Annotated in this window: 25 protein-coding genes; 16 read left to right on the top strand and 9 right to left on the bottom strand. The window is 64.1% G+C overall.

The window, feature by feature from the left end:
* Positions 1 to 79 precede the first annotated feature (79 nt).
* From PQQ53_RS27710 to PQQ53_RS27685, 6 genes are all read left to right on the top strand, one after another.
* Positions 80 to 1,075 carry a homoserine kinase gene (locus PQQ53_RS27710; RefSeq protein ID WP_408146865.1) on the top strand — a complete coding sequence of 332 codons (996 nt, stop codon included), beginning with the start codon at positions 80 to 82 and terminating at the stop codon, positions 1,073 to 1,075.
* Complete coding sequence (locus PQQ53_RS27705; RefSeq protein ID WP_408146863.1) at positions 1,066 to 1,872, top strand: BPSS1780 family membrane protein; 807 nt, start codon at positions 1,066 to 1,068, stop codon at positions 1,870 to 1,872. The genes PQQ53_RS27710 and PQQ53_RS27705 overlap by 10 nt, the downstream gene beginning before the upstream one ends.
* Before the next feature lie 171 nt (positions 1,873 to 2,043).
* Positions 2,044 to 2,496, top strand: coding sequence for a MarR family winged helix-turn-helix transcriptional regulator (locus PQQ53_RS27700; protein WP_408146861.1), 453 nt, complete (start codon positions 2,044 to 2,046; stop codon positions 2,494 to 2,496).
* Between the two features lie 171 nt (positions 2,497 to 2,667).
* The gene (locus PQQ53_RS27695) at positions 2,668 to 3,087 is read left to right on the top strand and encodes an organic hydroperoxide resistance protein (RefSeq protein WP_408155697.1); all 420 of its coding nucleotides are present in this window, start codon (positions 2,668 to 2,670) and stop codon (positions 3,085 to 3,087) included.
* Between the two features lie 198 nt (positions 3,088 to 3,285).
* A complete protein-coding gene (locus PQQ53_RS27690; protein WP_408327603.1) occupies positions 3,286 to 4,785 on the top strand; it encodes a cryptochrome/photolyase family protein in 1,500 nt (499 codons plus the stop codon).
* 45 nt (positions 4,786 to 4,830) lie between these two features.
* On the top strand, positions 4,831 to 5,289 hold the full coding sequence (locus tag PQQ53_RS27685; protein ID WP_408146855.1) for a TspO/MBR family protein: 459 nt from the start codon (positions 4,831 to 4,833) through the stop codon (positions 5,287 to 5,289).
* A gap of 102 nt (positions 5,290 to 5,391) precedes the next feature.
* On the opposite strand, the gene PQQ53_RS27680 is transcribed toward PQQ53_RS27685, so the two are convergent.
* Both PQQ53_RS27680 and PQQ53_RS27675 read right to left on the bottom strand, forming a co-directional pair.
* Positions 5,392 to 5,568, bottom strand: coding sequence for a DUF3563 family protein (locus tag PQQ53_RS27680; protein ID WP_074766744.1), 177 nt, complete (start codon positions 5,566 to 5,568; stop codon positions 5,392 to 5,394).
* Positions 5,569 to 5,676: 108 nt separating this feature from the next.
* Positions 5,677 to 6,873 carry an extracellular catalytic domain type 1 short-chain-length polyhydroxyalkanoate depolymerase gene (locus PQQ53_RS27675; RefSeq protein WP_408155701.1) on the bottom strand — a complete coding sequence of 399 codons (1,197 nt, stop codon included), beginning with the start codon at positions 6,871 to 6,873 and terminating at the stop codon, positions 5,677 to 5,679.
* A 366-nt stretch (positions 6,874 to 7,239) separates the two neighbouring features.
* Between PQQ53_RS27675 and PQQ53_RS27670 the strand changes: the two genes are divergently transcribed.
* The 4 genes from PQQ53_RS27670 (at position 7,240) to PQQ53_RS27655 (ending at position 10,252) form a co-directional block, all read left to right on the top strand.
* Positions 7,240 to 7,941, top strand: coding sequence for a phosphatase PAP2 family protein (locus tag PQQ53_RS27670; protein ID WP_408327663.1), 702 nt, complete (start codon positions 7,240 to 7,242; stop codon positions 7,939 to 7,941).
* A gap of 135 nt (positions 7,942 to 8,076) precedes the next feature.
* The gene (gene modA / locus PQQ53_RS27665) at positions 8,077 to 8,850 is read left to right on the top strand and encodes a molybdate ABC transporter substrate-binding protein (RefSeq protein WP_408146848.1); all 774 of its coding nucleotides are present in this window, start codon (positions 8,077 to 8,079) and stop codon (positions 8,848 to 8,850) included.
* Between the two features lie 24 nt (positions 8,851 to 8,874).
* Complete coding sequence (gene modB / locus PQQ53_RS27660; RefSeq protein WP_408146846.1) at positions 8,875 to 9,549, top strand: molybdate ABC transporter permease subunit; 675 nt, start codon at positions 8,875 to 8,877, stop codon at positions 9,547 to 9,549.
* A 1-nt stretch (position 9,550) separates the two neighbouring features.
* A complete protein-coding gene (locus tag PQQ53_RS27655) occupies positions 9,551 to 10,252 on the top strand; it encodes a sulfate/molybdate ABC transporter ATP-binding protein (RefSeq protein WP_408146844.1) in 702 nt (233 codons plus the stop codon).
* Between the two features lie 68 nt (positions 10,253 to 10,320).
* Here PQQ53_RS27655 and modE read toward each other — a convergent pair whose 3' ends face one another.
* Positions 10,321 to 11,157: a molybdenum-dependent transcriptional regulator ModE gene (gene modE / locus PQQ53_RS27650; RefSeq protein ID WP_408327600.1), complete on the bottom strand. Its 837-nt coding sequence runs from the start codon at positions 11,155 to 11,157 to the stop codon at positions 10,321 to 10,323.
* 208 nt (positions 11,158 to 11,365) lie between these two features.
* Here modE and PQQ53_RS27645 point away from each other — a divergent pair, with 208 nt between their 5' ends.
* Positions 11,366 to 13,039 (top strand): methyl-accepting chemotaxis protein, encoded by a 1,674-nt coding sequence (locus PQQ53_RS27645; RefSeq protein WP_408327597.1) that lies wholly within the window; start codon positions 11,366 to 11,368, stop codon positions 13,037 to 13,039.
* 66 nt (positions 13,040 to 13,105) lie between these two features.
* Positions 13,106 to 13,750 carry a hypothetical protein gene (locus PQQ53_RS27640; RefSeq protein WP_408146838.1) on the top strand — a complete coding sequence of 215 codons (645 nt, stop codon included), beginning with the start codon at positions 13,106 to 13,108 and terminating at the stop codon, positions 13,748 to 13,750.
* Positions 13,751 to 13,878: 128 nt separating this feature from the next.
* Here PQQ53_RS27640 and PQQ53_RS27635 read toward each other — a convergent pair whose 3' ends face one another.
* Positions 13,879 to 14,262, bottom strand: a complete 384-nt coding sequence (locus PQQ53_RS27635; protein ID WP_408327594.1) for a tautomerase family protein — start codon at positions 14,260 to 14,262, stop codon at positions 13,879 to 13,881.
* A gap of 101 nt (positions 14,263 to 14,363) precedes the next feature.
* On the opposite strand from PQQ53_RS27635, the gene PQQ53_RS27630 reads away from it, so the two are divergent.
* Positions 14,364 to 15,218, top strand: a complete 855-nt coding sequence (locus PQQ53_RS27630; protein WP_408155709.1) for a LysR family transcriptional regulator — start codon at positions 14,364 to 14,366, stop codon at positions 15,216 to 15,218.
* Positions 15,219 to 15,363: 145 nt separating this feature from the next.
* Here the strand turns inward: PQQ53_RS27630 and PQQ53_RS27625 are convergent, their stop codons facing one another.
* On the bottom strand, positions 15,364 to 15,903 hold the full coding sequence (locus tag PQQ53_RS27625; RefSeq protein ID WP_408327591.1) for a hypothetical protein: 540 nt from the start codon (positions 15,901 to 15,903) through the stop codon (positions 15,364 to 15,366).
* Between the two features lie 244 nt (positions 15,904 to 16,147).
* On the opposite strand from PQQ53_RS27625, the gene PQQ53_RS27620 reads away from it, so the two are divergent.
* Positions 16,148 to 16,510, top strand: a complete 363-nt coding sequence (locus tag PQQ53_RS27620) for an MbcA/ParS/Xre antitoxin family protein (RefSeq protein ID WP_408146971.1) — start codon at positions 16,148 to 16,150, stop codon at positions 16,508 to 16,510.
* Complete coding sequence (locus tag PQQ53_RS27615; protein WP_408146830.1) at positions 16,507 to 17,208, top strand: RES family NAD+ phosphorylase; 702 nt, start codon at positions 16,507 to 16,509, stop codon at positions 17,206 to 17,208. The genes PQQ53_RS27620 and PQQ53_RS27615 overlap by 4 nt, the downstream gene beginning before the upstream one ends.
* Positions 17,209 to 17,247: 39 nt before the next feature.
* On the opposite strand, the gene PQQ53_RS27610 is transcribed toward PQQ53_RS27615, so the two are convergent.
* The 4 genes from PQQ53_RS27610 to PQQ53_RS27595 form a co-directional block, all read right to left on the bottom strand.
* Positions 17,248 to 17,985 (bottom strand): metallophosphoesterase, encoded by a 738-nt coding sequence (locus tag PQQ53_RS27610; protein WP_408146828.1) that lies wholly within the window; start codon positions 17,983 to 17,985, stop codon positions 17,248 to 17,250.
* 146 nt (positions 17,986 to 18,131) lie between these two features.
* A complete protein-coding gene (locus PQQ53_RS27605) occupies positions 18,132 to 19,565 on the bottom strand; it encodes a c-type cytochrome (RefSeq protein WP_408327589.1) in 1,434 nt (477 codons plus the stop codon).
* A gap of 18 nt (positions 19,566 to 19,583) precedes the next feature.
* Positions 19,584 to 21,185 (bottom strand): GMC family oxidoreductase, encoded by a 1,602-nt coding sequence (locus PQQ53_RS27600; RefSeq protein WP_408327586.1) that lies wholly within the window; start codon positions 21,183 to 21,185, stop codon positions 19,584 to 19,586.
* Positions 21,186 to 21,287: 102 nt separating this feature from the next.
* Complete coding sequence (locus PQQ53_RS27595; protein ID WP_408146822.1) at positions 21,288 to 21,923, bottom strand: sugar dehydrogenase complex small subunit; 636 nt, start codon at positions 21,921 to 21,923, stop codon at positions 21,288 to 21,290.
* Positions 21,924 to 22,307: 384 nt separating this feature from the next.
* Here PQQ53_RS27595 and PQQ53_RS27590 point away from each other — a divergent pair, with 384 nt between their 5' ends.
* On the top strand, positions 22,308 to 22,970 hold the full coding sequence (locus tag PQQ53_RS27590; protein WP_408155721.1) for a DUF1345 domain-containing protein: 663 nt from the start codon (positions 22,308 to 22,310) through the stop codon (positions 22,968 to 22,970).
* The last annotated feature ends 193 nt before the right edge of the window (positions 22,971 to 23,163 follow it).

Genomic DNA, 23,163 nt, shown 5'->3' with positions numbered 1-23,163 from the left:
CCTTTTCAGCACCGCATTTGCCACATATCGCACTGGCCGCCTCGCGCCAGCCCGACCAACCTGATCCGACGTTTCCCGCATGGCTGTCTTCACCGCTGTCAACGAACCCCAACTAGCAGAATGGATGCGTCACTACGATCTCGGCGATGTCGTCGAGTTTCGCGGCATCTCGTCCGGCATTGAAAACAGCAACTTTTTTCTGACGACGACGCGCGGCGAATACGTCCTGACGATTTTCGAAAAGCTGACCGCCGAACAACTGCCCTTCTACCTCGACCTCATGCGTCACCTGGCCGCGCACCGCGTGCCGGTGCCCGACCCGATGCCGCGCGAGGACGGCGCACTGTTCGGCCTGCTGCTCGGCAAGCCCGCGGCCATCGTCACCAAGCTCGAAGGCGCGCCGGAGCTGGCGCCGGGCGTCGAGCACTGTGTCGAAGTGGGGCAGATGCTGGCGCGCATGCACCTCGCCGGGCGCGATTACACCGGCTATCAGCCGAATCTGCGCAGCCTGCCGTGGTGGCGCGAAACCGTGCCGACCATCCTGCCGTTTCTGGAAGGCGCGCAGCGCGATCTGCTGTCGTCCGAACTCGCGCATCAGGAAGCCTTCTTCGCCTCGGCCGATTACGCCGCGCTGCCCGAAGGCCCCTGTCACGCCGACCTGTTCCGCGACAACGCGATGTTCGCGCATGCCGCGCCGGACACCGGCCATGAAGTGCGCCTCGGCGGATTCTTCGATTTCTATTTCGCCGGTTGCGACAAGTGGCTGTTCGATGTCGCCGTGACGGTCAACGACTGGTGCATCGACCTCGCCACCGGCAAGCTGGACGACGCGCGCACCGAAGCGATGCTGCGCGCCTACCAGACCGTGCGCCCGTTCACTGCCGAAGAAAACCGCCATTGGGGCGACATGCTGCGTGCCGGCGCGTACCGCTTCTGGGTCTCGCGCCTGTATGATTTTCATCTGCCGCGCGCGGCCGAACTGCTCAAACCGCACGATCCCGGCCATTTCGAGCGCATTCTGCGCGAACGCCTGTCCGGCGTTGCACATCCAGGCATCCATACTCCATGCAACTGATCGAAGTCCCCGCGAAAACCGGCTATGTGTGGTTCCGGCAGGGTATCTGGCTGTTCCGCAAGAACCCGCTCGCATTCCTGACGCTGTTCTTCACCTACTTGCTGGTGATGACGCTCGTTTCGCAGATTCCGGTGGTCGGCGGGGTGCTGCCGCTGGCGTTCATTCCGGGTGTCGCGGTCGGCTTCATGGCGGCGTGCCGCAACACGATCGCGGGCAAGCCGGTGTTTCCGACCATTCTGGTGGACGGCTTTCACTCGTACGGCCCGGTGGTCACACGGCGGCTGCTGGTGCTCGGCGTGCTGTATGTCATCGCGATGGGCCTCGTGCTGGCCGGCTCGGCGCTCGCCGACGGCGGCATGCTGCTGAAGGTGATGCTCGGCGGCGGCGCGCTGGATCAGGAGGCGATCGCCAACAGCAATATTCCGCTGGCGGTGATCACGGCCTTCGCGTTCTACATTCCCGTGGCGATGATCTTCTGGTTCTCGCCGATTCTCGCCGCATGGCATGACGTGCCGCCTGCGAAGGCGATGTTCTTCAGCGTCGTCAGTTGCTGGCGCAATCGCGGCGCGTTCGTCGTATTCGGCGCGCTGTGGTTCGCAGTGGCGATGACGGTGTCGCTCGGCCTGTCCGCGCTGATGCAGGCGCTGGGCGCGGCCGACTTCGCGTTCGCGATCCTGATGCCGGCCACGATGATCGTCACGACCATGCTGTACTGTTCGTTCTACGCGACCTATCGCGGCTGCTTCGGCGTGCAAACGCCCGAAGCGCCGGATCTGCCGACCACGCCGGCGGCCTAGGCGTCCGTTCGAATGCCATCGCGGCGCGGGCGCTGTTCTGGCGCCCGCCCGCCAGTTTCTTCCCCTGCGCCGCTTCATCCGCGCCTTCTCCACACTCGTCACGCTGCATGAATTTGCGGCACAATGGTTTGTGTGCAATCGATTTGTACGCTACTTCAGACGAGATGCATCATGACCCAGCGCCCCGCTTTGCCCTTCACGCTCGACGAACAACTCTGCTTCGCCCTCTACTCGACGTCGCTTGCCATGACGAAAGCGTACAAGCCGTTGCTCGAAAAGCTAGGCCTCACGTACCCGCAATATCTGACGATGCTGGTGCTGTGGGAAAGCGACGACGTCACCGTCAAGGACATGGCCGCGCGCCTGAATCTCGATTCGGCGACGGTCACGCCGCTGCTCAAACGCCTCGAAGCGCAAGGCCTGCTGGAGCGGGTACGCGGCGTCGACGATGAGCGGCTCGTGTATATCCGGCTCACCAAAGCCGGCGCGGCGCTCAAGCGCCAGGCGCGCGAGGTGCCTGCGGAAATTCTCTGCGCGACCCAACAGACACCGGAATTCCTGCTGCGCCTGCGCGACGATCTGACCCGCCTACGCGCCACGCTCAACGACTACATGGATCAGTAACCGCGCTGCCGTCAAACGCACACTATCGTGCCGATTCAAAAATTAGTTTGCACACAAATGATTTGTGTACTATCTTAACGACATGCCGCTTCGATAGGACACCGCCGGAATGGCGGCCCAGCAGATAGCGGCAACCATGCAGACCCTGACAACCGAATAAGGAGCAAGGCCATGAACATCCTCTACAAAGCAAGCGCAACGAGTACTGGTGGCCGCGACGGCCGTGCTGTGTCGTCGGACAATGCGCTGGACGTCAAGCTGGCCGCACCGCGTGAACTGGGCGGCAACGGCGCGGCGGGCACGAATCCGGAACAACTGTTTGCCGCCGGCTACTCGGCCTGTTTCCTGAGCGCGATGAAGTTCGTCGCCGGCCAGAAAAAGCAGGCTTTGCCCGCTGACACGCAAGTGACCGCCGAAGTGGGCATCGGTCCGAACGACAAGGGTGGTTTCGCGCTCGATATCGATCTGCGCATCTCGCTGCCGGGCCTGCCCGCGGATGCGGCCAAGGAACTGGTCGATGCGGCGCATCAGGTCTGCCCGTACTCGAACGCCACGCGCAACAACGTCGCGGTTCGTCTGGAAGTCGCCTAAGTGGTGGCACGGCCGAGTGGTTATTGAGTCGGCCAAAGCGGCGCGCGGTCTGCGCGTCGCCACAAATGGCGCCCGCACCCTGCACAATAGGGGCGGGCGCTGTTCCGTTTGGCGGACGCGGCACGCAATCTGCGACACCGGCCCGTGCTGCCTCGTATGACGCAGCCTCTTCACCCCGACCGAAAACTAACCATCCCGATGACACGCGCCCGACGACTGAACGACTCCTTCGACACCGGTCTGGTCTGGTTCCGCCGCGATCTGCGCAACACCGACAACGCTGCCCTCTACTACGCGCTCAAGCATTGCGAGCGGGTCTGGTGCGCGTTCGTACTCGACACGACGATCCTGCAACCGCTCGTCGACGCCTGGCAGGCTCGTCATCCGGGCACCCAGGTGCAGGACCGCCGCGTCGAATTCATCCTCGAATCGCTGCATGAACTGGACGATGCGCTGCGCGCGAAAGGCGGCGGCCTGATCGTGCTGCACGGCGATCCTGCCGACCTCGTGCCGAGTCTCGCTGCCGAACTCGGCGTCGATGCGGTATTCGCGAATCACGATTACGAGCCGGTCGCGATCGAGCGGGACGAGACGGTGCGTGAGCGTCTCACCGAAGCCGGGCGCCAGTGGCTGACGTTCAAGGATCAGGTGATTGTCGAGCGCGACGAGGTGTTGACCGGCCAGAACAAGCCGTTCACGGTGTTCACGCCGTACAAGAGCGCGTGGCTCAAGCAATTGACGGCCTTCGATTTGAAGCCGTATCCGGTGGAAACGTATGCGAAGCATCTGGCAGCGCCGCCACGGAAGCTCGACCGGAAATTGCCCGTGCTGGATCAGCTCGGCTTCACGCCGAGCAACCTCGCGGAACTGGAGTTGTCCACCGGCATGAGCGGCGCCCAGCGTCTGCTCGACGACTTTATGAGCCGCATTGACAGCTACGCGGAGCGGCGCGACTTCCCGGCCGCCAACGGCCCGAGCTATCTATCGGTCCATCTCCGCTTCGGCACGGTGTCGATCCGCACGCTCGCGCGGCTCGCCCACGAGATGTCGTTGCAGCCCGACGGACAAGGTTCGGCTACGTGGCTCTCGGAGCTGATCTGGCGGGACTTCTACTTCATGATCCTCGCGCATCATCCGCGCCTCGCGAGCGGCGCATCGTTCAGGCAAGAGTACGACCGGCTGCGTTGGGAGCGAGGCCCACAGGCCGACGAAGCGTTCGCCGCCTGGTGCGACGGGCGTACCGGCTATCCGCTGATCGACGCCGCGATGCTGCAACTGAACCGCACCGGCTACATGCACAACCGTCTACGGATGGTCACGGCGAGCTTTCTGGTGAAAGATCTGGGCGTGGACTGGCGGCTCGGCGAGCGCTATTTCGCCGAACAACTCAACGATTTCGATTTCTCGGCGAACAACGGCGGCTGGCAATGGGCGGCATCGACGGGATGCGATGCGCAGCCGTACTTCCGGATCTTCAATCCGATCACGCAATCCGAAAAATTCGATGCCGAGGGGCGCTTTATCAAAGGCTATTTGCCGCAGCTTGCGAAGCTGCCGTCCAGATGGATTCACGCGCCGTGGCAGGCCGGCGCGCAGCGTCTCGCGGAATTCGGCGTGGAACTGGGCAAGGACTATCCGGAGCCCATCGTCGATCACGCCGAAGCACGCGCTCGCACGCTGGCACGTTTCGGGAAGTGAGCACACGCTTACATTGCTTGGTCGGTATTTCAAGGGGAGGTGAAGATGCGCCGTTTGCCGTCGCTGCTCGTGTTTCTGATTTTGACGCTGGCTACCGGGCTGGTCGCGAGCCAGTTTCTGCCCGATGCCTGGTACGCGTCGCTGCAAAAACCTGGGTTCAATCCACCCAACTGGGTGTTCCCGCCGGCCTGGACGGTGCTTTATGTGCTGATGGCGATTGCGGCGTGGCGCGTGTGGAAACGCGACGGTTCGAGCTCGGCGATCGTCTTATGGGTGGTGCAGCTGCTGTTCAACGCCGCATGGATGTGGCTGTTTTTCGGCCTGCATCGACCGGATCTTGCGCTGGCCGATATCGTGATTCTGCTGATCCTGATCGTCGCGCTGACGTTCGTGTTCTGGCGACGGGATCGCTTGGCCGGCGTGTTACTGGTGCCGTACGTCGCCTGGGTGGCGTTCGCCGCGGTGTTGAATTACGCGCTGTGGCAATTGAATCCGGCTGTGTGAGCCGTTCTTTGCGTCAGCCTGGCTGAGCGTGGGTCACGGCTTGGGCGCTTCGCCCGGGGCATCGGCGTTTCACTACGCGCCGATGCTTTTGACTCGCTCAGCTTAGTGCTGGCTCATCCACGACGGTTGACGGACGTTCGCCTCACGATCGAGCTTGCGCATGCGGAATTCGAGATCGTACAGATCCGTCGCTTCGGCGAGGAACGCGTCAGCGCGCTCTTTCGCGAGTTGGTCGGGCGATTTCGTCAGAAAGAGGAACAGTCGGCTAAGCAGGTACATGATCGACCTCGTCAATGAATTTAGGCGTTAACTCTTAAGGGATAACCCGTATTATAGGGAAAACCCTAGGATCGCGCTACTGCTCATTTCCGAGGCGTTGTTTCCGGGTCACCGTCCGGCCGACGAGGCCGCCGTGGCGGCGCTTTCCGCGATACGGCCGCCGCCCGTCCGGCGCTGATGCCTGAAGAATTCCCACACCATGGCGCTCGCATCCGGGCCTTTCGACGAATGGAACGGCACGGCGTCGTCGCCGCCGCTCCAGGCGTGAGCGAGCCCTTGCACCCGGCACAGCCGCACCACGCGCCGACCGCCGCGCACGAAATCGCGCGTCACGACGCCACCCTTGCGCTCCTCGCGGACTTCACCGGATTTGCGGGCGCCGTTCGCGTCGACGATCCGGTTCAGGCGGAGGAATTGCTCCGCCAATTGATCCGCATTGACCGGCGCGACGACGTGATCGGCGTCGCCGTGGATGACAATCGCCGGCATGCCGGGGTAGTGGGCCACGTCGGTCATCTCGTCGGCGAGCGCAGCCGGCTCGCGGCGTGCGCCGCGCCGCATCACATCCATCGCGGTAATGCCCGAGCGGGCTTCGCCGAAAGCAGGGCCAGAATGCAACGCGACTGCGGCAAAATGCTGCGGATATTTGACGGCGAGCAACGCTGTCAGGCCCGCACCGGCGGAAATCCCGGCCACGTACACGCGCTCGGAATCGAAGCCATGCTGCGCGACCAGCGCGTCCACGAGCGACACCACGGCGCGCGCCTCGGCCCCGCCGGCGTTTTCGCCCGCGTCATACCAATGCCAGCAGCGGTGCGAATGCGCATGCTTCGATTGCTCCGGATACACCACGGCAAAGCCGAAGCGGTCCGCCAGCACGTTCATCCGCGTGCCTTCGGCGAATTCGTCGATCGACTGGGTACAGCCGTGCAGCATGACGACCAGCGGCATCGCCTCCAACGCATGTCCCGACGGGATATACAGGCCGTATTGAAGGTGATTGACGAGGCGCCCGGGTGCGGCCGGCGCGGAATGGAACGAGCGCGTCCACGAGCCGCTCGCCCAGGCCGACGCGCGCGGGCGCACCCGCGACTCGCGCACGACGGCGCGCGGCGTCTCGCGCTTCGCGGGCACGCGCAGCGCGGCCGCCGGCTTGACCGGCCGAACCTTACTCGACGGCTTGGTGGTGGCGCTCCGCGTCGGGCGCGGCGTGGGGCGCTTGGTGGTCTTTTGAGCGTGCTCGGTTTGAATCGCGAGCAGCCGCTTCAGCCCGCGCAGCCAGATTTTCGATAGGCTTTTTGCCATCAGCGGATAACCTCGCAAAAAGGGACAGGATTCGTTCGGTAAAACTTTGAACGACGTTTCGTTGTGCAATGCACAATAACACCAATCCTCATGCGATGCTGAACACCCAGGACCGCAGCCAGGTCCAACATTTCCACCCGGAGAACCTTCGAAGCGCTTAGGCGTCGAACTGCTTCAGTGCCTGTTTGACGCCTAAGCTTCGGCGGCCAAAGGCGCGGCGCCGGGCAAGACCGCGATGCAACAGCCGTCTATACTGGCGGCTAAATCAATCGATGTGCAGGCCTGCGCCGCGTCGGCGCCGCGCGCCGTTTGCGCGTCGATTTCTTCACCAATCCGATTCTGCGCGGCCTGGGCCGCACTCCTGCCATGCCCGATTTACCTCTTCATTTGTGGTATTCGATTACCAGTCTCGGCGGTGCCGGCATGACGCTGCCGCTCGCCTTCGCCATCGCGCTCTGGCTGGGGCTGGGCTATACGTGGCGCATGGGGGCAGGCTGGCTGCTACTGCTCGGGGCGGCGATCGGCTTGGTAACTGTCACCAAGCTGGCGTTTCTCGGCTGGGGCGTCGGCGTGCGCGAGCTGGATTTCACCGGCGTCAGCGGACACGCGATGCTATCCACTGCCGTCTATCCCGTCGCCCTGTTCCTGATGCTGCTGCCCGCGCGTCCCGCCGTCCGGGTGATCGGCGTCGTGCTGGGGCTGGCTGCGGGGATTGCGGTGGGCTTGTCGCGCGTCGTGCTGAGCGCTCACTCGCCGTCTGAAGCGGTCACTGGTTGCCTCGTCGGTGCACTGGCTGCGCTGGTGTTCGTGCGCATGGCGTGGAATGCCGAACCGGGCCGTCTGTCGGCATTGCCGGTCGCAATCAGCATGCTGGTTCTCGCTGTGCTCATGCACGGCGTACACGTGCCGACCCAGCGCTGGGTGACGAACATCGCGCTGACGGTATCCGGCCATGACAGGCCTTTCATCCGGGCCAAGTGGAAAGCCTTGCGCAATGTCCATCCGGCCACGGCACCGTTCTCGCAAACGCTGAACACGCTCGCCCCTCCGCCCACGCCCCGCGTCTGAACACCCCCTGCTGCATCCCCAAAGCGCTTTATGCGCGTGGATAAGGCTTCGTCGTGAGTACCGTTATAACTAGTCATATATTACGATAAGGTTTTATTCCGTCGCTCCGGTCCGCGCCGGACATCCAGGTCCTCCATGACACTTGCCCGCCGCTTTCTGAAACACGCGCTGTGCGTCGCCAGTGCGCTGCCCGTCGTGATCAGCGCGAATGCTCGCGCCGATGAACTCGTCGTCTCCGCCGCCGCCAGCCTCACCAACGCGTTCAAGGCGGTCAGCGACGTCTTCGAGCAGCAGCATCCGGGCACCAAGGTGTTGCTGAACTTCGGCGCTTCCGACGTGTTGATGCAGCAGATCGTCAAAGGTGCGCCCGCCGACGTGTTCGCCTCCGCGGATCAGAAGGCCATGGACAAGGCCGCCGCCGAAAAGGTGATCGTGCCGGCCACCCGCCGCGACTTCGCCGCTAATTCGCTGGTGCTGATCGTGCCGTCCGACAGCCGTTTCGCACCGGCCACGTTGAGCGATCTGACGTCGGCGAACGTGAAACGTATCGCATTCGGCGATCCGGCCTCGGTGCCGGTCGGCCGCTACACGCAGGGCGCGCTGCAGGCCGCCGGCGTGTGGGACGCGGTGAGCGCGAAGGCCGTGCTGGCGTCGAACGTGCGTCAGAGCCTCGACTACGTGGCGCGCGGTGAGGTCGACGCCGGCTTCGTATTCAGCACCGACGCCGCGGTCATGCCGGACAAGGTCAAGGTCGCGCTGAACGTGCCGACGCAAACGCCGATCACCTATCCGATCGCGCAGGTCGAAGGCAGCCGTCACGCGGCCGATGCCCGGGCCTTCATGAACTTCGTGCTGTCGCCGGCCGGCCAGAGCGTACTCGCGAAGTACGGCTTCAAGCCCGCTCATTAACGCCAACGGGACTCGCACGCGCTCATGCAACAGGCCTGGATTCCGCTTCTGCTGTCGTTGAAAGTGGCGGGCTGGGCTACCGCGCTCACGCTGGTGTTCGGCGTCGCGGCGGCCTTTGGTTTGTCGCGCTGGCGCTCCGGCGCGCGCGACGTGATCGATTCGCTGCTGATGCTGCCGCTCGTGCTGCCACCCACCGTGCTCGGCTACTACCTGCTCGTGCTGCTCGGACGCCGCGGCGTGATCGGCGCGTGGCTCGACCGCTTCGATATTCAGCTGGTGTTCACGTGGCAGGGTGCGGTGATCGCGTCGACGGTCGTGGCGTTTCCCTTGGTGCTGAAATCAGCGCGCGCCGCGTTCGAATCTGTCGATCCGCAGCTCGAACGGGCCGCGCGCACCCTCGGCGTCAGCGAAACGGCGGTCTTTTTCCGCGTGACCCTGCCACTCGCCGCGCGCGGCATTCTCGCAGGCGGCCTGCTGGCGTTCGCGCGCGCGCTTGGCGAATTCGGCGCGACGCTGATGATCGCGGGCAACCTGCCGGGCCGCACGCAAACGCTCTCGGTGGCGGTGTATTCGGCGGTGCAAGCCGGCGACGACAGCACCGCGAATTTCCTCGTGCTCGTGACCTCCATGACGTGCGTCGTGATCCTGTTGCTCGCGGGCCGTCTGGTGCCGCAGCACACGCTTTTGAGTTCGCGCTGACATGCCGCTCGCCGTCGACATTCGCAAGACCTTCGAGAGCGCCGAGCGCCGCTTCACGCTCGACGTGTCGTTCCGGGCGACCACCCAGCGCGTGGTGTTGTTCGGGCCGTCCGGCGCGGGCAAGAGTCTGACCTTGCAGGCGATCGCCGGGCTCCTGCGTCCCGACGAAGGCGCGATTACGCTGCATGGCGACGCGCTGTTCGACAGCGCGCGCGGTGTCGATCTGAAACCGCAAGCGCGCAAGATCGCCTACCTGTTTCAGGACTACGCGCTGTTTCCGCATCTGAACGTGCGGCAGAATATCGGCTTCGGCTTGCGGCAGGGCTGGTTCAATCCGCGCGCGCGGCATGCGCATCCGCAAGTCGACTATTGGCTCGACGCGCTGGAATTGCAAAACGTCGCGGGCAATCATCCCGTGCAGTTGTCGGGTGGTCAAAAGCAGCGTGTGGCGCTGGCGCGGGCGCTGGTCGCGCAACCCCGGCTGCTACTGCTGGACGAGCCCTTTTCCGCGCTCGATAGCGCATTGCGCCAGCGTATGCGCCAGGAGTTGTCGGATCTGCAAACGCGGCTCGACATTCCGATGGTGTTGATCACACACGATCCCGACGACGTCGCCGCGTTCGGTGATCAGGTCGTGCAAGTCAGCGACGGTTGCGTGCGCGAGAATCATCCGTTTGCCGGCTACGCGCGCAGCGAGTCTTGACTCAGACGGGCATGCGGCGCTGGACGTTTTTTACGGGTGTGGCGTGCGCCACCGCCCCTTCACCGCCCTCAATCCTTCACCCCAAGAATCACGCTCGATGCCTTGAACGCCGCGACGGCGTTCGAGCCCTCGGCGAGACCGAGCGCATCGACGCTGTCATTCGTGACGACCGCCGTGACGACCGCGCCGCCAGCAAGCATCAGCGAGACCTCGGCATTGACCGCGCCGCGCTTCACGCTCTGCACGGCGCCGCGCAACTGATTGCGCGCCGACAGCTTGGGCGGCGCGCCGCTTTCGCCTTCGACGAGCAGCACGACCCACGACGCCTTGATCAGCGCGAACGCGGCCACACCCTCCACCAGGCCCAGCGCCTCGGTGCTCTCATGCGTGAGGACCGCGACGATCGTGTGACCGCCGGGCAGCGCCAGCGAGACTTCGTCATTGACCGTGCCGCGCGTGATTGCCGACACCGTGCCGTAAAACTGATTGCGCGCGCTGGTCTTCACGCCGATGCGGCCGATCAGATCCCAATCCGTCGCGAAGCCTTCGATCGCCGCGCCCGCGCGTTCGAGAAAGCGCCGATGCTCGCGTTCGACCGCGTGAAACGTCTCGATCAGCTTCACCGCGCGCGGCGTGAGCGTGGTGCCGCCACCACCTTTGCCGCCGGTCAGGCGCACGACGAGAGGTTCGCCGGCGAGGTTGTTCATCGTATCGACGGCGTCCCACGCGCCTTTGTAGCTCATGCCGACCGCTTTCGCCGCGCTGGTGATCGAGCCGGTTTCGCCGATCGCCGCGAGCAGCGCGATGCGCGGCGCGCCGCCGAGCGTCTGCGCGCCGGCCTGGAACCAGACGGAACCGCCGAGTTCAAGAGATTCGTGGGGAGGATCGGTGCGGTCGGATGTCATGGCGAGGAGCGGGTGGAAGGTCCGGAAAGGGACAGCGAATCATTATAACGACGCGTAGGTGCACCACCGCCCGCCCGACCGGCGCGTCAGGCTTAAGAAGCCGCCCTGGATTGCCGTTATCCCGCATTAACGTCAGACAACCTGAATTTTCTATAAAACAACACGAAGTCGGCGTCCCCTTTGTTCCAATCGAGAGACTTATCCCAAGATGCAGTGGCTTTCCAATCTCAAGCTTAGCCAGAAGCTTGTGGGCTCATTGATGCTGTGCGCATTCGTTACGGCCATCGTCGGCACGGTTGGTGTGCTCAAGGTGCGCGAAGTCGCGACGATGCAGACCGAAATGTACGATCGCGAATTCATTCCGATGCGCCAGGACGGCACCGCCGCCTGGCAGGCCGCTTCGCATTTTCGCCGGCTGTATTCATACATCCTGAACCCCGATCCTGCCGGCCGGGCCGACACGGTCAGACTGAATCACGGCGGCGAAGCAGCCATCCTCGCCGCGTTCGACTACGAACGCACGCACGCATCCAACGACGCGCAAAAGCAGTTGCTCAGCGATTTCGACACCGCCTGGCCGGCCTATATGAAGTCGGTCGCAAAGGTCGAAGCGCTCGCCGATCAGGGAGACCAGACGGGTGCGCTTGCCGAGTTGAAATCGACCACCGACCCGATGCACGTCAAGCTGCGCACCCTGGTGATCAAATTGTCGGACGTACGCGACGAGCTTGCGAAGCAGCGTGTCGCCGACGGCGCCACGCTGGTCGCGTCGGTGACGTGGTGGATCGCGATCTGCGCACTCGTCGGCGTGGCGGTTGCCATTGGCCTCGGGCTGGTGGTCACGCGCGCGATCGTGCAACAGATCGGCGGTGAACCGGCGGCGGTCGCGCAGGTTGTCGAGCTGATTGCCAGCGGCGACCTGAGCGCGCGTGTCGACGTCGGCGGCGCGGATCGCCGCAGCATCCTGTACGCCGTCGCGCGCATGCAGGAGCGGCTCGCCACGACGATCGGCTCGATTCGCGAAAGCGCCGAGTCGGTCAGCGTGGCGTCGAAACAGATCGCCAGCGGCAACATCGACTTGTCCGCGCGGACCGAAGAGCAGGCCGCCTCGCTCGAACAGACCGCGGCCAGCATGCAGGAACTGACGCAGACGGTCAGCCAGAACAGCGACAACGCGCGTCATGCGAATACCCTCGCGCTGAAAGCCGCCAGTGTCGCCGACACGGGCAGTACCGCCGTGGAAGGGATGGTGCAAACGATCGGTCAGATCAGCGGCAGCTCGACGAGAATCTCCGAGATCACGGGGGTGATCGAAGGCATCGCGTTTCAGACCAACATCCTCGCGCTGAACGCGGCGGTCGAAGCCGCACGCGCGGGTGAGCAGGGCCGCGGATTCGCGGTCGTCGCGAGCGAGGTGCGCAGTCTCGCGCAGCGCTCGGCCAGCGCGGCAAAGGAGATCAAGGAAATGATCTCCACGTCGGTCGCGACGATTCAGGGCGGCACGCAGCAGGCGTCGGAAGTCAGTGCGACGATGGTCGACATCAAGGAAGCGATTCGCCGCGTGTCGGATATCGTTGGCGAGATCGCCACGGCCTCCGAGGAACAGAACCGCAGTATCCAGCAGGTCGGCCAGGCCGTGACGCAAATGGACGAGACCACGCAGCAGAACGCGGCTCTCGTTGAACAGGCCGCGGCGGCTGCGCAATCGCTCGAAGGGCAGGCGGGGAAGATGAAGCAGGCGGTGTCGGTGTTTCGCATTGGAGAGGCTCGAGGCTTCGCTGCGGCGATGAGGCCTGTGGTCGATGAGGTGTCGGCGAAGTCTGCAGGTGCGGTGCCGAAGCGGGCGCTCGCGAGTGGAGATAGTGACTGGGATACGTTCTAGTCTCGCCTGTGCCAATCACTTGATCCTTGCATCACGCACGTCGCTCAAATGGGAGTCGGGTTTGCCATGGACATGTTCATTTCAATTCACGATGTATATTTGTCGATATCTCGCTGGAAGGTAATAACCAGGATTTACAGCGAAGCAAGCATTTTCTGGAAAATCACGCTGTGGGCAACAAAGGCTCTCTTTCTGGCCGCTGCCACATTCGGATTCTTTGCGTCGTCATGGCATCCGTACTTTGCGGCTCTTCTGGCAATAACGGTCATATGGGCGGTATCGTTTCAGAGGGCTCGTTCGGAGGTCTTCGCCGAACTCTACCGCCTCCATCCAAAGCCGATGCGGTACTTCTCAAAGAACTATCAATACATTCGATATTTGACATTCAAAAACCGTCTTGAAGCAGATTCTCTTGCGGCAAGAGCGAAAGAGGTACTTGCATTCACCGATACGCTAAACGACCCTCACCCTCGCTCACCAATAATGTCGCATCCGTTGATCACTTTTATGCTTGGCGCCGTCCTGGCCATATTGAGTGGTGGTGCCGGACATTGGCCGATGCAGTATGTTGTCGGCGTGATAATGGTTTTGGTGTTGATGGCGTACGTCTCGTGCATGATTCTTGATGTCACGCAGAGGCCAACATCCGACCTGAAGGAATTCAGGCAGTTTTTGCTGTGGGTGAATGACCAATCTGGAACTCATCCGTGATGTAAATGGCAGTTTTAGAAAATCTGAAAGTTCGTTCAGGGCGCATGAGGGGACTCAGCCAACCTCCCCTCATCCGGCGACTCGCGTCCATAATCAACCGCCAGCCCCCACCGATTTCACCCACTCATTCACGTCGCGTACTGCGCCACCCCATTCCCAAACGACCAATTCTCCTTCTCCACCTCGACGAGACTGATAAGCACATCCTCTCGCCGCAGCCCCGGTGACTTCGCCAGCTCATCGACAATCCGCCGATACAGCGCCTTCTTCTGCTCGATCGAGCGCGTGTTGCTCACAGTCAGCTGAATCACGACGAAATCGTCGCTCCGCTCGATATTCAGATACTGGCGGTCATAGATCAGATTGTCGGCCTCGTGCTCGGTGATTAGCACGAACTGGTCGTCCTTCGGCACGTTGAAAGTGTCGACCAGCGAGCGCTGAATGCCCTCGGTCAGCGCTTTCCGGTATTCGGCCGGCTTGCCGGCGCGCAATGCGATTCGTGTGAGCGGCATGATGACTCTCCTTTGCTTGCTTCGATTAGGTCAACACAGCTTAGGCGCGTCAATCCATAATAAACAGACATCATTGGCTATTTCATCTATATTCATTGGAAATGAAAGTCCTCGATCTCGATGCGGTGCGAGCCTTCGTTCTGGTCGCCGATCTGCACAGTTTCACGCGTGCAGCGGACGCGCTCGACACGACGCAATCGGCCGTCAGTCTGAAGCTCAAACGGCTGGAGGCGCATCTGGGCAAGCAATTGCTGGAGCGCACGCCGCGCGTGGTGCGCCTGTCCGCCGACGGCCACGCGTTTCTTGCCGCCGCGCGCGAATTGCTGAACGCGCACGAGCGCGCGCTGGGTTCGTTGTCGGTGGAGCGCCGGCGGCTCGTGCTGGGACTCAGCGAGCATGTCGCCGGGCCCGATCTACCGCTGCTGCTCGGCCGGCTCAATGCGCACGACCCCGGTCTGGTGGTCGAATTGCACATGGGCCAGTCGGCGGCACTGCTCGCGCAATTCGATGAACGTCGGCTCGATGCGGCGATCGTTCGCTATGGCGCCGACGAACCGCCGCGCGACGACGCCCAAGTGCTGTTCAGCGAGCCGCTCGGCTGGCTCGCGACACCCGCGTGGCTGCCCAGGAGGGCCGGCGAGCCGTTGGCGCTGGCGCTGCTGAGTCCGCCGTGCAACGTGCGCGACGTGGCACTGCGCACGCTGAAGGAGGCGGGAATTGTGTGGCAGGAAGTATTCATCGGCGGCGGGGTCGCGGCGGTCGGCGCAGCGGTGGCGGCGGGACTGGCCGTGTCGCCGCTGGCGCGCAGGGTGGCGCCGCGCGGTTTGGTCGATGTCGGCGCGCGGCTTGGCTTGCCGGCGCTGCCGGAGTCACGCGTTACGCTGCATTCGCGGGTGCGCGACCCGCGCTCGGTGGAAACGCTGCGCCTGGTGGCGAACGGGCTAGCGACCGCGTGACGCGCCGGTCGCCGCGCTCAGTCGCGGATCAGGCTCAGCGCGATGCGCTACCGGCTAGCATCGGCGGCGTTCGTCGAGCCTCGCCGCACGGCGTTGGAACCGCCGGGCGGCAAGTCCAGACGCAAATGCGCCGCGTGAGTCGCGATCAGCGGAGAATCGGCGGCAGCGATCCGCTGCTGGCGGTCGCCGGATTGGCGGCCGCGTCGAGCGGCGCGGCGCTAACGTTTGCGGACGCGGCCGGCGCGTTCATATGCGAGGCCGCCGGTTTCGCCGCGACCTTGACCGGATGGGCATGCGCAGTGCGGCTTTGAACCAGGTTCGCATGGACGATCTTGCCTTGATGCGACTTCGTCTGCGTCTGCGCGAGCGATGCATGGGGCTTTTTAGCCTGCACCGTCACGATGGCTTTCGTGCCGGATTTGCACGCGGCCGATACTTTGGGGCAGCCCTTGACGTTGCCCTTCGCCGCGACCTTCTTCACTCCGCCATGCGCCGCGGCTCCGCCTGCCGACGCCACACGCGGCGCCTTATGCCCCGCAGCGCTCACCGCGTGCTTTGAACCCGTCTTTGCCTCGACCTTCGAACCCGCCTTGAGCTTGCCCGCCGCCCCCTTCTTTTTCTCCGGCTTCGCGGCATGCCTGCTCGCTTCGGGCGGATTCCAGACTTCCGTGTAACCCGCAGCCATAGCCGCCTCCGATACACACCAAACGGCGAGCGCCGCTGCTACTGCTCGAACCCACATCTGCTGCTTCTCCTGATCTTCGACTGCATAACGAGTCGGGATTATATTCTCTTGCAAAAATCCACATTTGGACTAATATCAATATTCAGTACACGTAGGGACTTACCCCCATATGGCTCACGCTGCCCGCCTCAACTCGCCCGAAGAGCCGATTCGCCGGCCCGTTTCGGCACCCACGTTCCCGCAGATGTCGGCGGCGGGTCTGCGCGCGTTTTTCAACATCGCGCGCGACTGGGACCTGAACGCCGACGAGCAGATCGTGCTGCTCGGCTCGCCGGGCCGCTCCACCTTCTTCAAATGGAAAGCGGCGCCAGAGACGGCGCGCCTCGGGCGCGACACGCTCGAGCGTCTGTCGCTGCTGCTCGGCATCTACAAGGCGCTGCAAATCCTGCTGCCGCAACCCAGCGCCGCCGACGCCTGGATCAAACGCCCCAACAGCGCGCCGCCGTTCGGCGGCCGCCGCGCGCTGGACCGCATGCTGGCGGGCAACATCAGCGATCTCGTGGCCGTGCGCCAGTATCTCGACGCAATGCGAGGCGGCTGGGCGTGACACAACCGCATTGGCAGGACCGCTGGCCACCCGCGCCGCTCGACTGGTCGCCCGCGTATCGTGTGATCCCGACGCGTTTTCCGGCCGTGAATCTGTTCGACCGGGTCGCCTCCCCCGAAGATTTCGACGCGCTGTACGCGCTCGAAGCAATGACTAACGACCGGCTGCGCACCGAAGTCGGCGAACTCGATCTGGTGCCGCGCGAAGAGCGCCGCTTCGGCCCGGGCTATGGCCCGATCATGGCCGCGTTGACGCATCTGAACCCGCTCGGCAGCCGCTTCTCCGACGGCACGTACGGCGTGTTCTACTGCGCCCGTTCGCGCGCCACCGCGATCGCCGAAACGCGCTATCACACGGGGAAATTTCTGCAAGCAACCGCCGAGCCGCCGATGCGGCAGCAGATGCGCCTCTACACGGTAGCGGCGCAAGGCAGCGTGGTCGATCTGCGCAACGATGCGTCACTCGATCTCGCCGTGCTCTCGCCGGACGATTATCTGGCCGGGCAGTCGCTCGGCCGCGCCGTGCGCGAGGCGGGTGCGCCGGGCATCGTGTATCCGTCGGTGCGAGACAGTGATGGCGAGTGCCTTGCCGCGTTCCGGACCACGCTGCTGCGCGACTGCCATCACGCGGCGTATCTTGAATACAACTGGAACGGCACGAGCGTGGATATGGTGTTCGAACTCAGCCAGGTCGGCTGACTGGCCGAATGGGTCAGGGCGAAGCCCCGCGCGCACGGATCAGGGCAGCGCCAGCGCGGCCGCCCCCTCGGCGCGCGCTTCCTCGACCGAAATCGACCAGCGCAGCAGCGCCTGCGGCTGCACGATCGTCAGCTTGCCGCCGGGGCCGAACGCGCCGGTGTCGATGAACACCTGCGAGCCGATCTGCGTGATGTCGCGCATCGGCGTGTGGCCGCAATAGGTCAGCGAGAGCCCGCGTTGCCGCAGCGGATCGGCGTTGCCTACCGCGAGCTCGCGTCCCCAGAGCAATTGCTGGCGGGTGTCGGCCGAAAAATTCCCGGCGTCGAGCTCGGCGTCGGTGCCGAAAAATTCGGCGTGCAGAATGTTGAAGCGCTCCTTGCCGCTGCCCACCACGCGCACGAGCGGCAGCGGCCGCAGCCGTTCCGCATAGTGCTGCAAGCGTTCGTCGGACAGATTCGCCGCCCACGCGCCGCCGATTCCATACCACCACTGACGCCGCAAACGCCCTTCTGCGACAGCGCAGAGCGTGTCTTCGTGATTGCCGAGCACGGCGAAAAACCACGGCTTCTCAAGCAGTGCCAGCGCCTGCTCGGAATGTTCGCCGCGATCGACCAGATCGCCGACTGAAAAGAGCCGGTCGCGCGCCGGATCGAACGCGATGAGGCGCAGCAGATAGCGCAACGCGTCGACGCAGCCGTGCAGATCGCCGACCACGAAATCGCGGCCGCTCGCATTGGCTGCATGATGCTGAACTGGGTTGACGAGTACGGTGGACATTTGCTCATGATAATGCTGCATCCGCGAGTGCGTATGCGGGGTGCCTATCGTATCCTGGCGCCTCAGTGAGCAAAAATGACGTAAATCGACGCAAAAGCGGCGCATTTCCGGGCTTCCTTACCGGAAACGCACCAATCCGGCGCAGTCTATTGCGGGCGGGACGGCGGACGCAGGCTGGCGACCTGCTCGGCCGTCACTGTCGACTGGGGATTGCCGAACTGCCGCGTCACGTAGTTGGCGATCGCGGCCACCTGCGCGTCGGTCAACTGGTTGCCGAAAGCGGGCATCAGGACGTCCGCATGCTTCGTCGTGCGTCTGACGCCGTGCAGAATTACCTGCGCCAGATTGTCGGCGCCGCTCGCGCCGACCGTCGAATTGTGGATCAGCGACGGATACGCCCCCGGCGCACTCGCGCCTACGCCTTGCCCCGTCCAGCTGTGGCAGCTCGCGCAATTGGCGACGAAGAGCTGCGCCCCGTTCACTCCCTTTATCGCGGCGCCGCGCAGCGCACTGACGTCGTCGGCGGGATTGCCCCATTGGTGGCGCGGGCGCGCTTCGCCGCCGCTGACCGGTGGCACCGAGCGCAGATAGATGACGATCGAGCGCAGATCGACCCGCGACAGATACTGCGTGCTGTCGGCCACCACTTCGCCCATCGGACCGGCCGCATTCGCGCGGTCTGGTGCGGCGCCGGTCGAGAGATAGGCAATCAGTTCGTCATCGCGCCATTCGCCCACGCCGCTGATTTTGTCCGGCGTGATGTTGAACGCGTGCCAACCGGCCTGCACCGCGCCCGAGAAGCGCGCGCTCGATTTCAGCCCTTGCATGAAATTGCGCGGCGTGTGGCACTCCTCGCAATGCGCGAGGCCTTGCACCAGATACGCGCCGCGATTCCACTCGGCGCTTTGCTTCGGATTGGGAACGAAGCGGCCTTCGGTGAAATTGAACAGATTCCAGAACGCCATCAGCCAGCGTTGGTTGAACGGGAATTTCAGACTGTTCGCCGGCGGCGTGAAGTGGATCGGGGTGAGCGTGTTGAGGTAGGCGCGAATCGCCAGTAGGTCCTGTTCGGTGACGCGCGTGTACTCCGCATAGGGGAACGCCGGGTACAGCCGTTCGCCGCCCTTGCCGATGCCCTCGTGCATCGCGCGCAGAAAATCGGCGTCGCTCCATCGGCCGATGCCGGTGTCGGGGTCCGGCGTGATGTTCGGCGTCACGATGATGCCGAACGGCGTGTCGATCGGCAGCCCGCCCGCGAACGGACGCGACGGGTCCGCCGTGTGGCAGGCCGCGCAATCGCCGGCGCGCGCCAGGTAGGCACCGCGCTTGACCAGATCGATGCCGCCCGACACCACGGGTGTCGCGAGGGCAGGGGCCGGTTGCGACGCGTCGTCGGCGCGGGCCTGCATGATCGGCAATTCGTCTGCGGGCCGCGCTTTCGGCGCGTGCGCCTCATGCCACGCGACACCCAGTGCGAACAGCGAAAACGCCGCCGCCAGCATCGCACCATTGATGCGGCGACGCCGCGCACGCTGCACGTGCGCATCTTCGGGCGGCGCGCGAGAGGTGCTCTTCGTCATGGCGGCTCCCCGATCGGCTCAGATTTCGCGCTTGAGCTTGTCGGCCAGCTTCAGCGACAAGGCCGCGATCGTCAGCGTGCAATTCACCGACGCGGCGCTCGGCATCACGCCGCTGCTCGCGATGAACAGATTCGAGTGATCGTGCGTGCGGCAGTCCGCATCCACGACCGAATCCGCCGGATCGTCGCCCATGATCGTGGTGCCCATGATGTGGCTGTGGGGCACGAGAGAATCGTCGAACGTGATCTCAGTGCCGCCGAACAGCGCCGCGATCTGCCCATACAGGTCGCGCGTGTTGGCGGCGCTCTTCTTCACGTAATCGCTGATCGAGTAGTAGATCTCGGGCTGCGGGATGCCGAGCGCATCCTTGTGATCCGCCGACGGCACGACGCGATTGTGCGGCTCCGCCAGATGCTCGTGGAAGCTGCCGATGCTCAGCGTGCGTGCCGCGCGGTCACGAATCTGCCGGTCGAGTTCCGCGCCGGTGAGGCCTTTTTTCAGCAACTCGGCGGTCACGCCCAGAGTCGGCACGCCATTCGACAGATGCAGCTTCTTCGCCGCGTAATCGGAGCGGAACGCGCCGTCGCGGAAGTTGACGATCGACGTCATCTCCATCGGGCCGCGGCCCGGCCACAGCGGTTCGTTGGCGAGGAAGCTCACGCTCGCGCCCGGATGGTCCATCAGGTTGCGGCCCACCTGGTCGGCGCTATTGCCGACGCCGCGCGGGAATTTGTCGGAGGTCGACATCAGCATCAGCTTCGGCGTTTCGATGCCGTTGGCGGCGAGCACGAACAGCTTGCCGCTCACGCGTGTGCTGTTGCCGCTCGGGTCCTTGTAGTGGACCGCCGTAATGAGCCCCTTGTTGTCCGCTTCGACGCGGTACACCACCGCTTCGGGAATCAGTTTCGCGCCGGCCTGCTCGGCCTTTTCCACGTGTACGACGCCGTTGTACATCGCGGCGATCGGGCAGATCGGCATGCAGTTGTTGTTGCCGCAGCAGATCGGCCGCGCATCGTATGGACGGCTGTTGCGCGCCATCGGCTCCGGCACGACCTTGAAGCCCTGCGCATTGAGCACGTCGCTAAAACGCTGATCCATGTAGGACAGCGGCAATGCGTTCATCGGATAAGGCTTCGAGCGCGGCGAGCCGAGATCGATCGCGCTGTCCGGCCCAGACACGCCCAGTTGCACCTCGGCCTGCGCATACCACGGCTCCAGCGTTTCATAGGGATACGGCCAGTCGCGTCCCACGCCATACAGCTTGTGCAACTGGAAGTCCGACGGCAGCAACCGCCACGCGGCGGCGGCCCAGTGCCAGGTCGTGCCGCCGACCAGCCGCACATACTGCGCGGCATACGGATGGTCGCCCTTCTGGATCAGATAATTGTTGGCGGGCGCGTACTCGGGATGGGGTGCGTAAGGTGTCGACGGATACGGCGTCGAGAAGTCCCACTTGGCCGGCGAGTTGCGGAAATTCTCGACGATCTGCCAGCGCGGAATGCGCGGCCCGGCTTCGAGCAGAATCACCGATGCGCCCGCCAGCGCCAGCTGATGCGCGACCAGTCCGCCTGCGACACCCGAGCCGACCACGACGATATCGGCGCTTTGTGAGTTTGCCATCGCTGCCCTCTTTTGCTGGCTTATTGTTGCTGGCTATGGCGCGTACCGGCGCCGTCGCACGGCTCGACCGAACGATGCGGCGCGCGCAAGCGCGCATGTCATTCAGCCGCTCAACGGCTTGCGTGTCCAGTAGAACGGCACGTCGCGGCAATAGGAGGGAACGGTCAGCACGTCCTTGACGGGGTCGAACATCAGCGCTTTCTCATACGCGATCACCTCGACACGCGGCAGGTCGCCGACGAGGCCCAGATACCACGCGCGCATGATCGCGCCGACCGATTCCGCGAGCGCCGGCTGCTCGGCCTGCAACGCCTGGGTGACGATGTCGGACGGCACGCCGCCATGACCTTGCAGCCACGTGTTGAGCGCGGCGACGTGCTGCGTGAACTGGCTGTCTGATCTCCCGAGCGCGCCGTAGACACGTTGGCCTAGCACAGCATCGAAGCCGGGGCGGCCGGTGAGACGTTGCGACAATGCGAGGAAGGCGTCGAGTCCGCCGCCTGCGGGCGGCGCGTCGGCGAGCGCCGGCGCGATCCACGAGAACGAACCCAATGAGCGGCCCGCGCCGCCAAACGCGAGCGCCGCCGAAGCGGCGCAGGCGCCGAGGACCCATGCTCTGCGCGAGGCCGAATACGAACAGTGAAGCGACGGTGACGGCGAAGACAAAGCGGATGACGATAACCCGGCGGGATGCGTCACGGCCTCGTGCGCATCGGTATCCTCAGGAACATCTGTCATGGGGACTCCCAGATGGTGAGTCATTTTTCAACGTGCAACGCTGCGCCAGTGTGACGCCGTTCGCGCGTTGCCTCGATTGTGCGCTTCCCCAACCCTGATCTTCCGACGCCGCTCAAACGGTCTTGTGTGCGCGCATGAAGCCATGCAAGCCACCTCGCCTCGCGCCGGTGACACCTCGTGACAGGTGATTCGCCTGCACGGTGCGGTGCTCGCTATGCGGCACATTCGCGGCCTGCGTTGCGCGACGCTCCCTGCCGGTTGCCTTTCAACTGAAAGCGGCACGCAAGGCCGCTGCGAGAGACTATAGCCGCGACCGACCGATTCGCCAAATGCTCGCCCGCACGCGAGTAGAATCCGCGACACCACGCCCTGGCCCCTGACTCCATGCTCACAAAATACTATCCGCAGGTTCTTCGCAATCGACCCAGAACGGTGATCGGCCTCGTCATCGGCATCGTGGTCGCGCTGATGGTGCCCATCCACACGAGTTCGACGGCGCGCGCGCTGATCGGCTGGGACGCCGCGGTCTGGAGTTACCTATTGATGATCTGGGTGCACATGGCCTTCGCCGACGAACATCGGGTCCGCGAATCCGCGGTACGCGATGACGAAAACGCTGGCGTCGTGCTGTTCGTCATCTGTCTGGCGACCATCGCGAGTATCGCGGCGATCGTGATGGAGCTGGCGTCGGCCAAAGGAACCGCCGGGTCGTCGAGCGCATGGCACTACCTGCTGACCGGTCTCACGCTGATCGGCGCGTGGTTTCTGATTCCAACCATTTTCACGCAGCACTACGCACGGCTCTATTACGACACCGATGCCAAGGAAACCGCGCTGCTGTTTCCCGATCACAAGCTCCAACCGAACTACTGGGACTTCCTGTATTTCTCATTCACCATCGCCGTGGCATCGCAAACGTCCGACGTCGTGTTGCGCTCGCGTACGATTCGCCGCACCGCGCTCGCACAATCGATTCTGTCGTTTTATTTCAATGTGGCCGTACTAGGCTTGTGCGTGAATATCGCCGCGGGCCTGCTCGGCTCATAACGTGGGCTATGCGGCCTATGCGGCCCACCCGCACCCGCCCGCCGCCGCAAATTCGCCTTTTGCGGTAATCGCCCGGCCTGTCCTGCGCGCTGTGTAAAACCCGCCCGGCGCCCGACCGTTTTACACGCGAAGCGCGCGCCGCCACGCTTTCGCCGTGTCCTGTTCCCCGGCGCGCCTTCCTTCCAGGCGCGCG

It is taken from the genome of Paraburkholderia strydomiana, assembly GCF_046030495.1.
Classification (GTDB): domain Bacteria; phylum Pseudomonadota; class Gammaproteobacteria; order Burkholderiales; family Burkholderiaceae; genus Paraburkholderia; species Paraburkholderia strydomiana_A.
The sequence above is the reverse complement of the archived record's forward strand: the minus strand, read 5'-3'. Positions and strand labels throughout refer to the sequence as shown.

Excerpts from the sequence above, each read along its gene's own strand:
- PQQ53_RS27670 (WP_408327663.1), top strand. The coding sequence starts at position 7,240 with ATGCCCGATTTACCTCTTCATTTGTGGTATTCGATTACCAGTCTCGGC.
- modB (WP_408146846.1), top strand. The coding sequence starts at position 8,875 with ATGCAACAGGCCTGGATTCCGCTTCTGCTGTCGTTGAAAGTGGCGGGC.
- PQQ53_RS27635 (WP_408327594.1), bottom strand. The coding sequence starts at position 14,262 with ATGCCGCTCACACGAATCGCATTGCGCGCCGGCAAGCCGGCCGAATAC.
- PQQ53_RS27640 (WP_408146838.1), top strand. The coding sequence starts at position 13,106 with ATGGACATGTTCATTTCAATTCACGATGTATATTTGTCGATATCTCGC.
- PQQ53_RS27645 (WP_408327597.1), top strand. The coding sequence starts at position 11,366 with ATGCAGTGGCTTTCCAATCTCAAGCTTAGCCAGAAGCTTGTGGGCTCA.
- PQQ53_RS27600 (WP_408327586.1), bottom strand. The coding sequence starts at position 21,185 with ATGGCAAACTCACAAAGCGCCGATATCGTCGTGGTCGGCTCGGGTGTC.
- PQQ53_RS27605 (WP_408327589.1), bottom strand. The coding sequence starts at position 19,565 with ATGACGAAGAGCACCTCTCGCGCGCCGCCCGAAGATGCGCACGTGCAG.
- modA (WP_408146848.1), top strand. The coding sequence starts at position 8,077 with ATGACACTTGCCCGCCGCTTTCTGAAACACGCGCTGTGCGTCGCCAGT.
- PQQ53_RS27655 (WP_408146844.1), top strand. The coding sequence starts at position 9,551 with ATGCCGCTCGCCGTCGACATTCGCAAGACCTTCGAGAGCGCCGAGCGC.
- PQQ53_RS27700 (WP_408146861.1), top strand. The coding sequence starts at position 2,044 with ATGACCCAGCGCCCCGCTTTGCCCTTCACGCTCGACGAACAACTCTGC.
- PQQ53_RS27685 (WP_408146855.1), top strand. The coding sequence starts at position 4,831 with ATGCGCCGTTTGCCGTCGCTGCTCGTGTTTCTGATTTTGACGCTGGCT.
- PQQ53_RS27705 (WP_408146863.1), top strand. The coding sequence starts at position 1,066 with ATGCAACTGATCGAAGTCCCCGCGAAAACCGGCTATGTGTGGTTCCGG.
- PQQ53_RS27680 (WP_074766744.1), bottom strand. The coding sequence starts at position 5,568 with ATGTACCTGCTTAGCCGACTGTTCCTCTTTCTGACGAAATCGCCCGAC.
- PQQ53_RS27620 (WP_408146971.1), top strand. The coding sequence starts at position 16,148 with ATGTCGGCGGCGGGTCTGCGCGCGTTTTTCAACATCGCGCGCGACTGG.
- PQQ53_RS27595 (WP_408146822.1), bottom strand. The coding sequence starts at position 21,923 with ATGACAGATGTTCCTGAGGATACCGATGCGCACGAGGCCGTGACGCAT.
- PQQ53_RS27590 (WP_408155721.1), top strand. The coding sequence starts at position 22,308 with ATGCTCACAAAATACTATCCGCAGGTTCTTCGCAATCGACCCAGAACG.
- PQQ53_RS27675 (WP_408155701.1), bottom strand. The coding sequence starts at position 6,873 with ATGGCAAAAAGCCTATCGAAAATCTGGCTGCGCGGGCTGAAGCGGCTG.
- PQQ53_RS27690 (WP_408327603.1), top strand. The coding sequence starts at position 3,286 with ATGACACGCGCCCGACGACTGAACGACTCCTTCGACACCGGTCTGGTC.
- PQQ53_RS27695 (WP_408155697.1), top strand. The coding sequence starts at position 2,668 with ATGAACATCCTCTACAAAGCAAGCGCAACGAGTACTGGTGGCCGCGAC.
- PQQ53_RS27625 (WP_408327591.1), bottom strand. The coding sequence starts at position 15,903 with ATGGCTGCGGGTTACACGGAAGTCTGGAATCCGCCCGAAGCGAGCAGG.
- PQQ53_RS27710 (WP_408146865.1), top strand. The coding sequence starts at position 80 with ATGGCTGTCTTCACCGCTGTCAACGAACCCCAACTAGCAGAATGGATG.
- PQQ53_RS27610 (WP_408146828.1), bottom strand. The coding sequence starts at position 17,985 with ATGTCCACCGTACTCGTCAACCCAGTTCAGCATCATGCAGCCAATGCG.
- modE (WP_408327600.1), bottom strand. The coding sequence starts at position 11,157 with ATGACATCCGACCGCACCGATCCTCCCCACGAATCTCTTGAACTCGGC.
- PQQ53_RS27630 (WP_408155709.1), top strand. The coding sequence starts at position 14,364 with ATGAAAGTCCTCGATCTCGATGCGGTGCGAGCCTTCGTTCTGGTCGCC.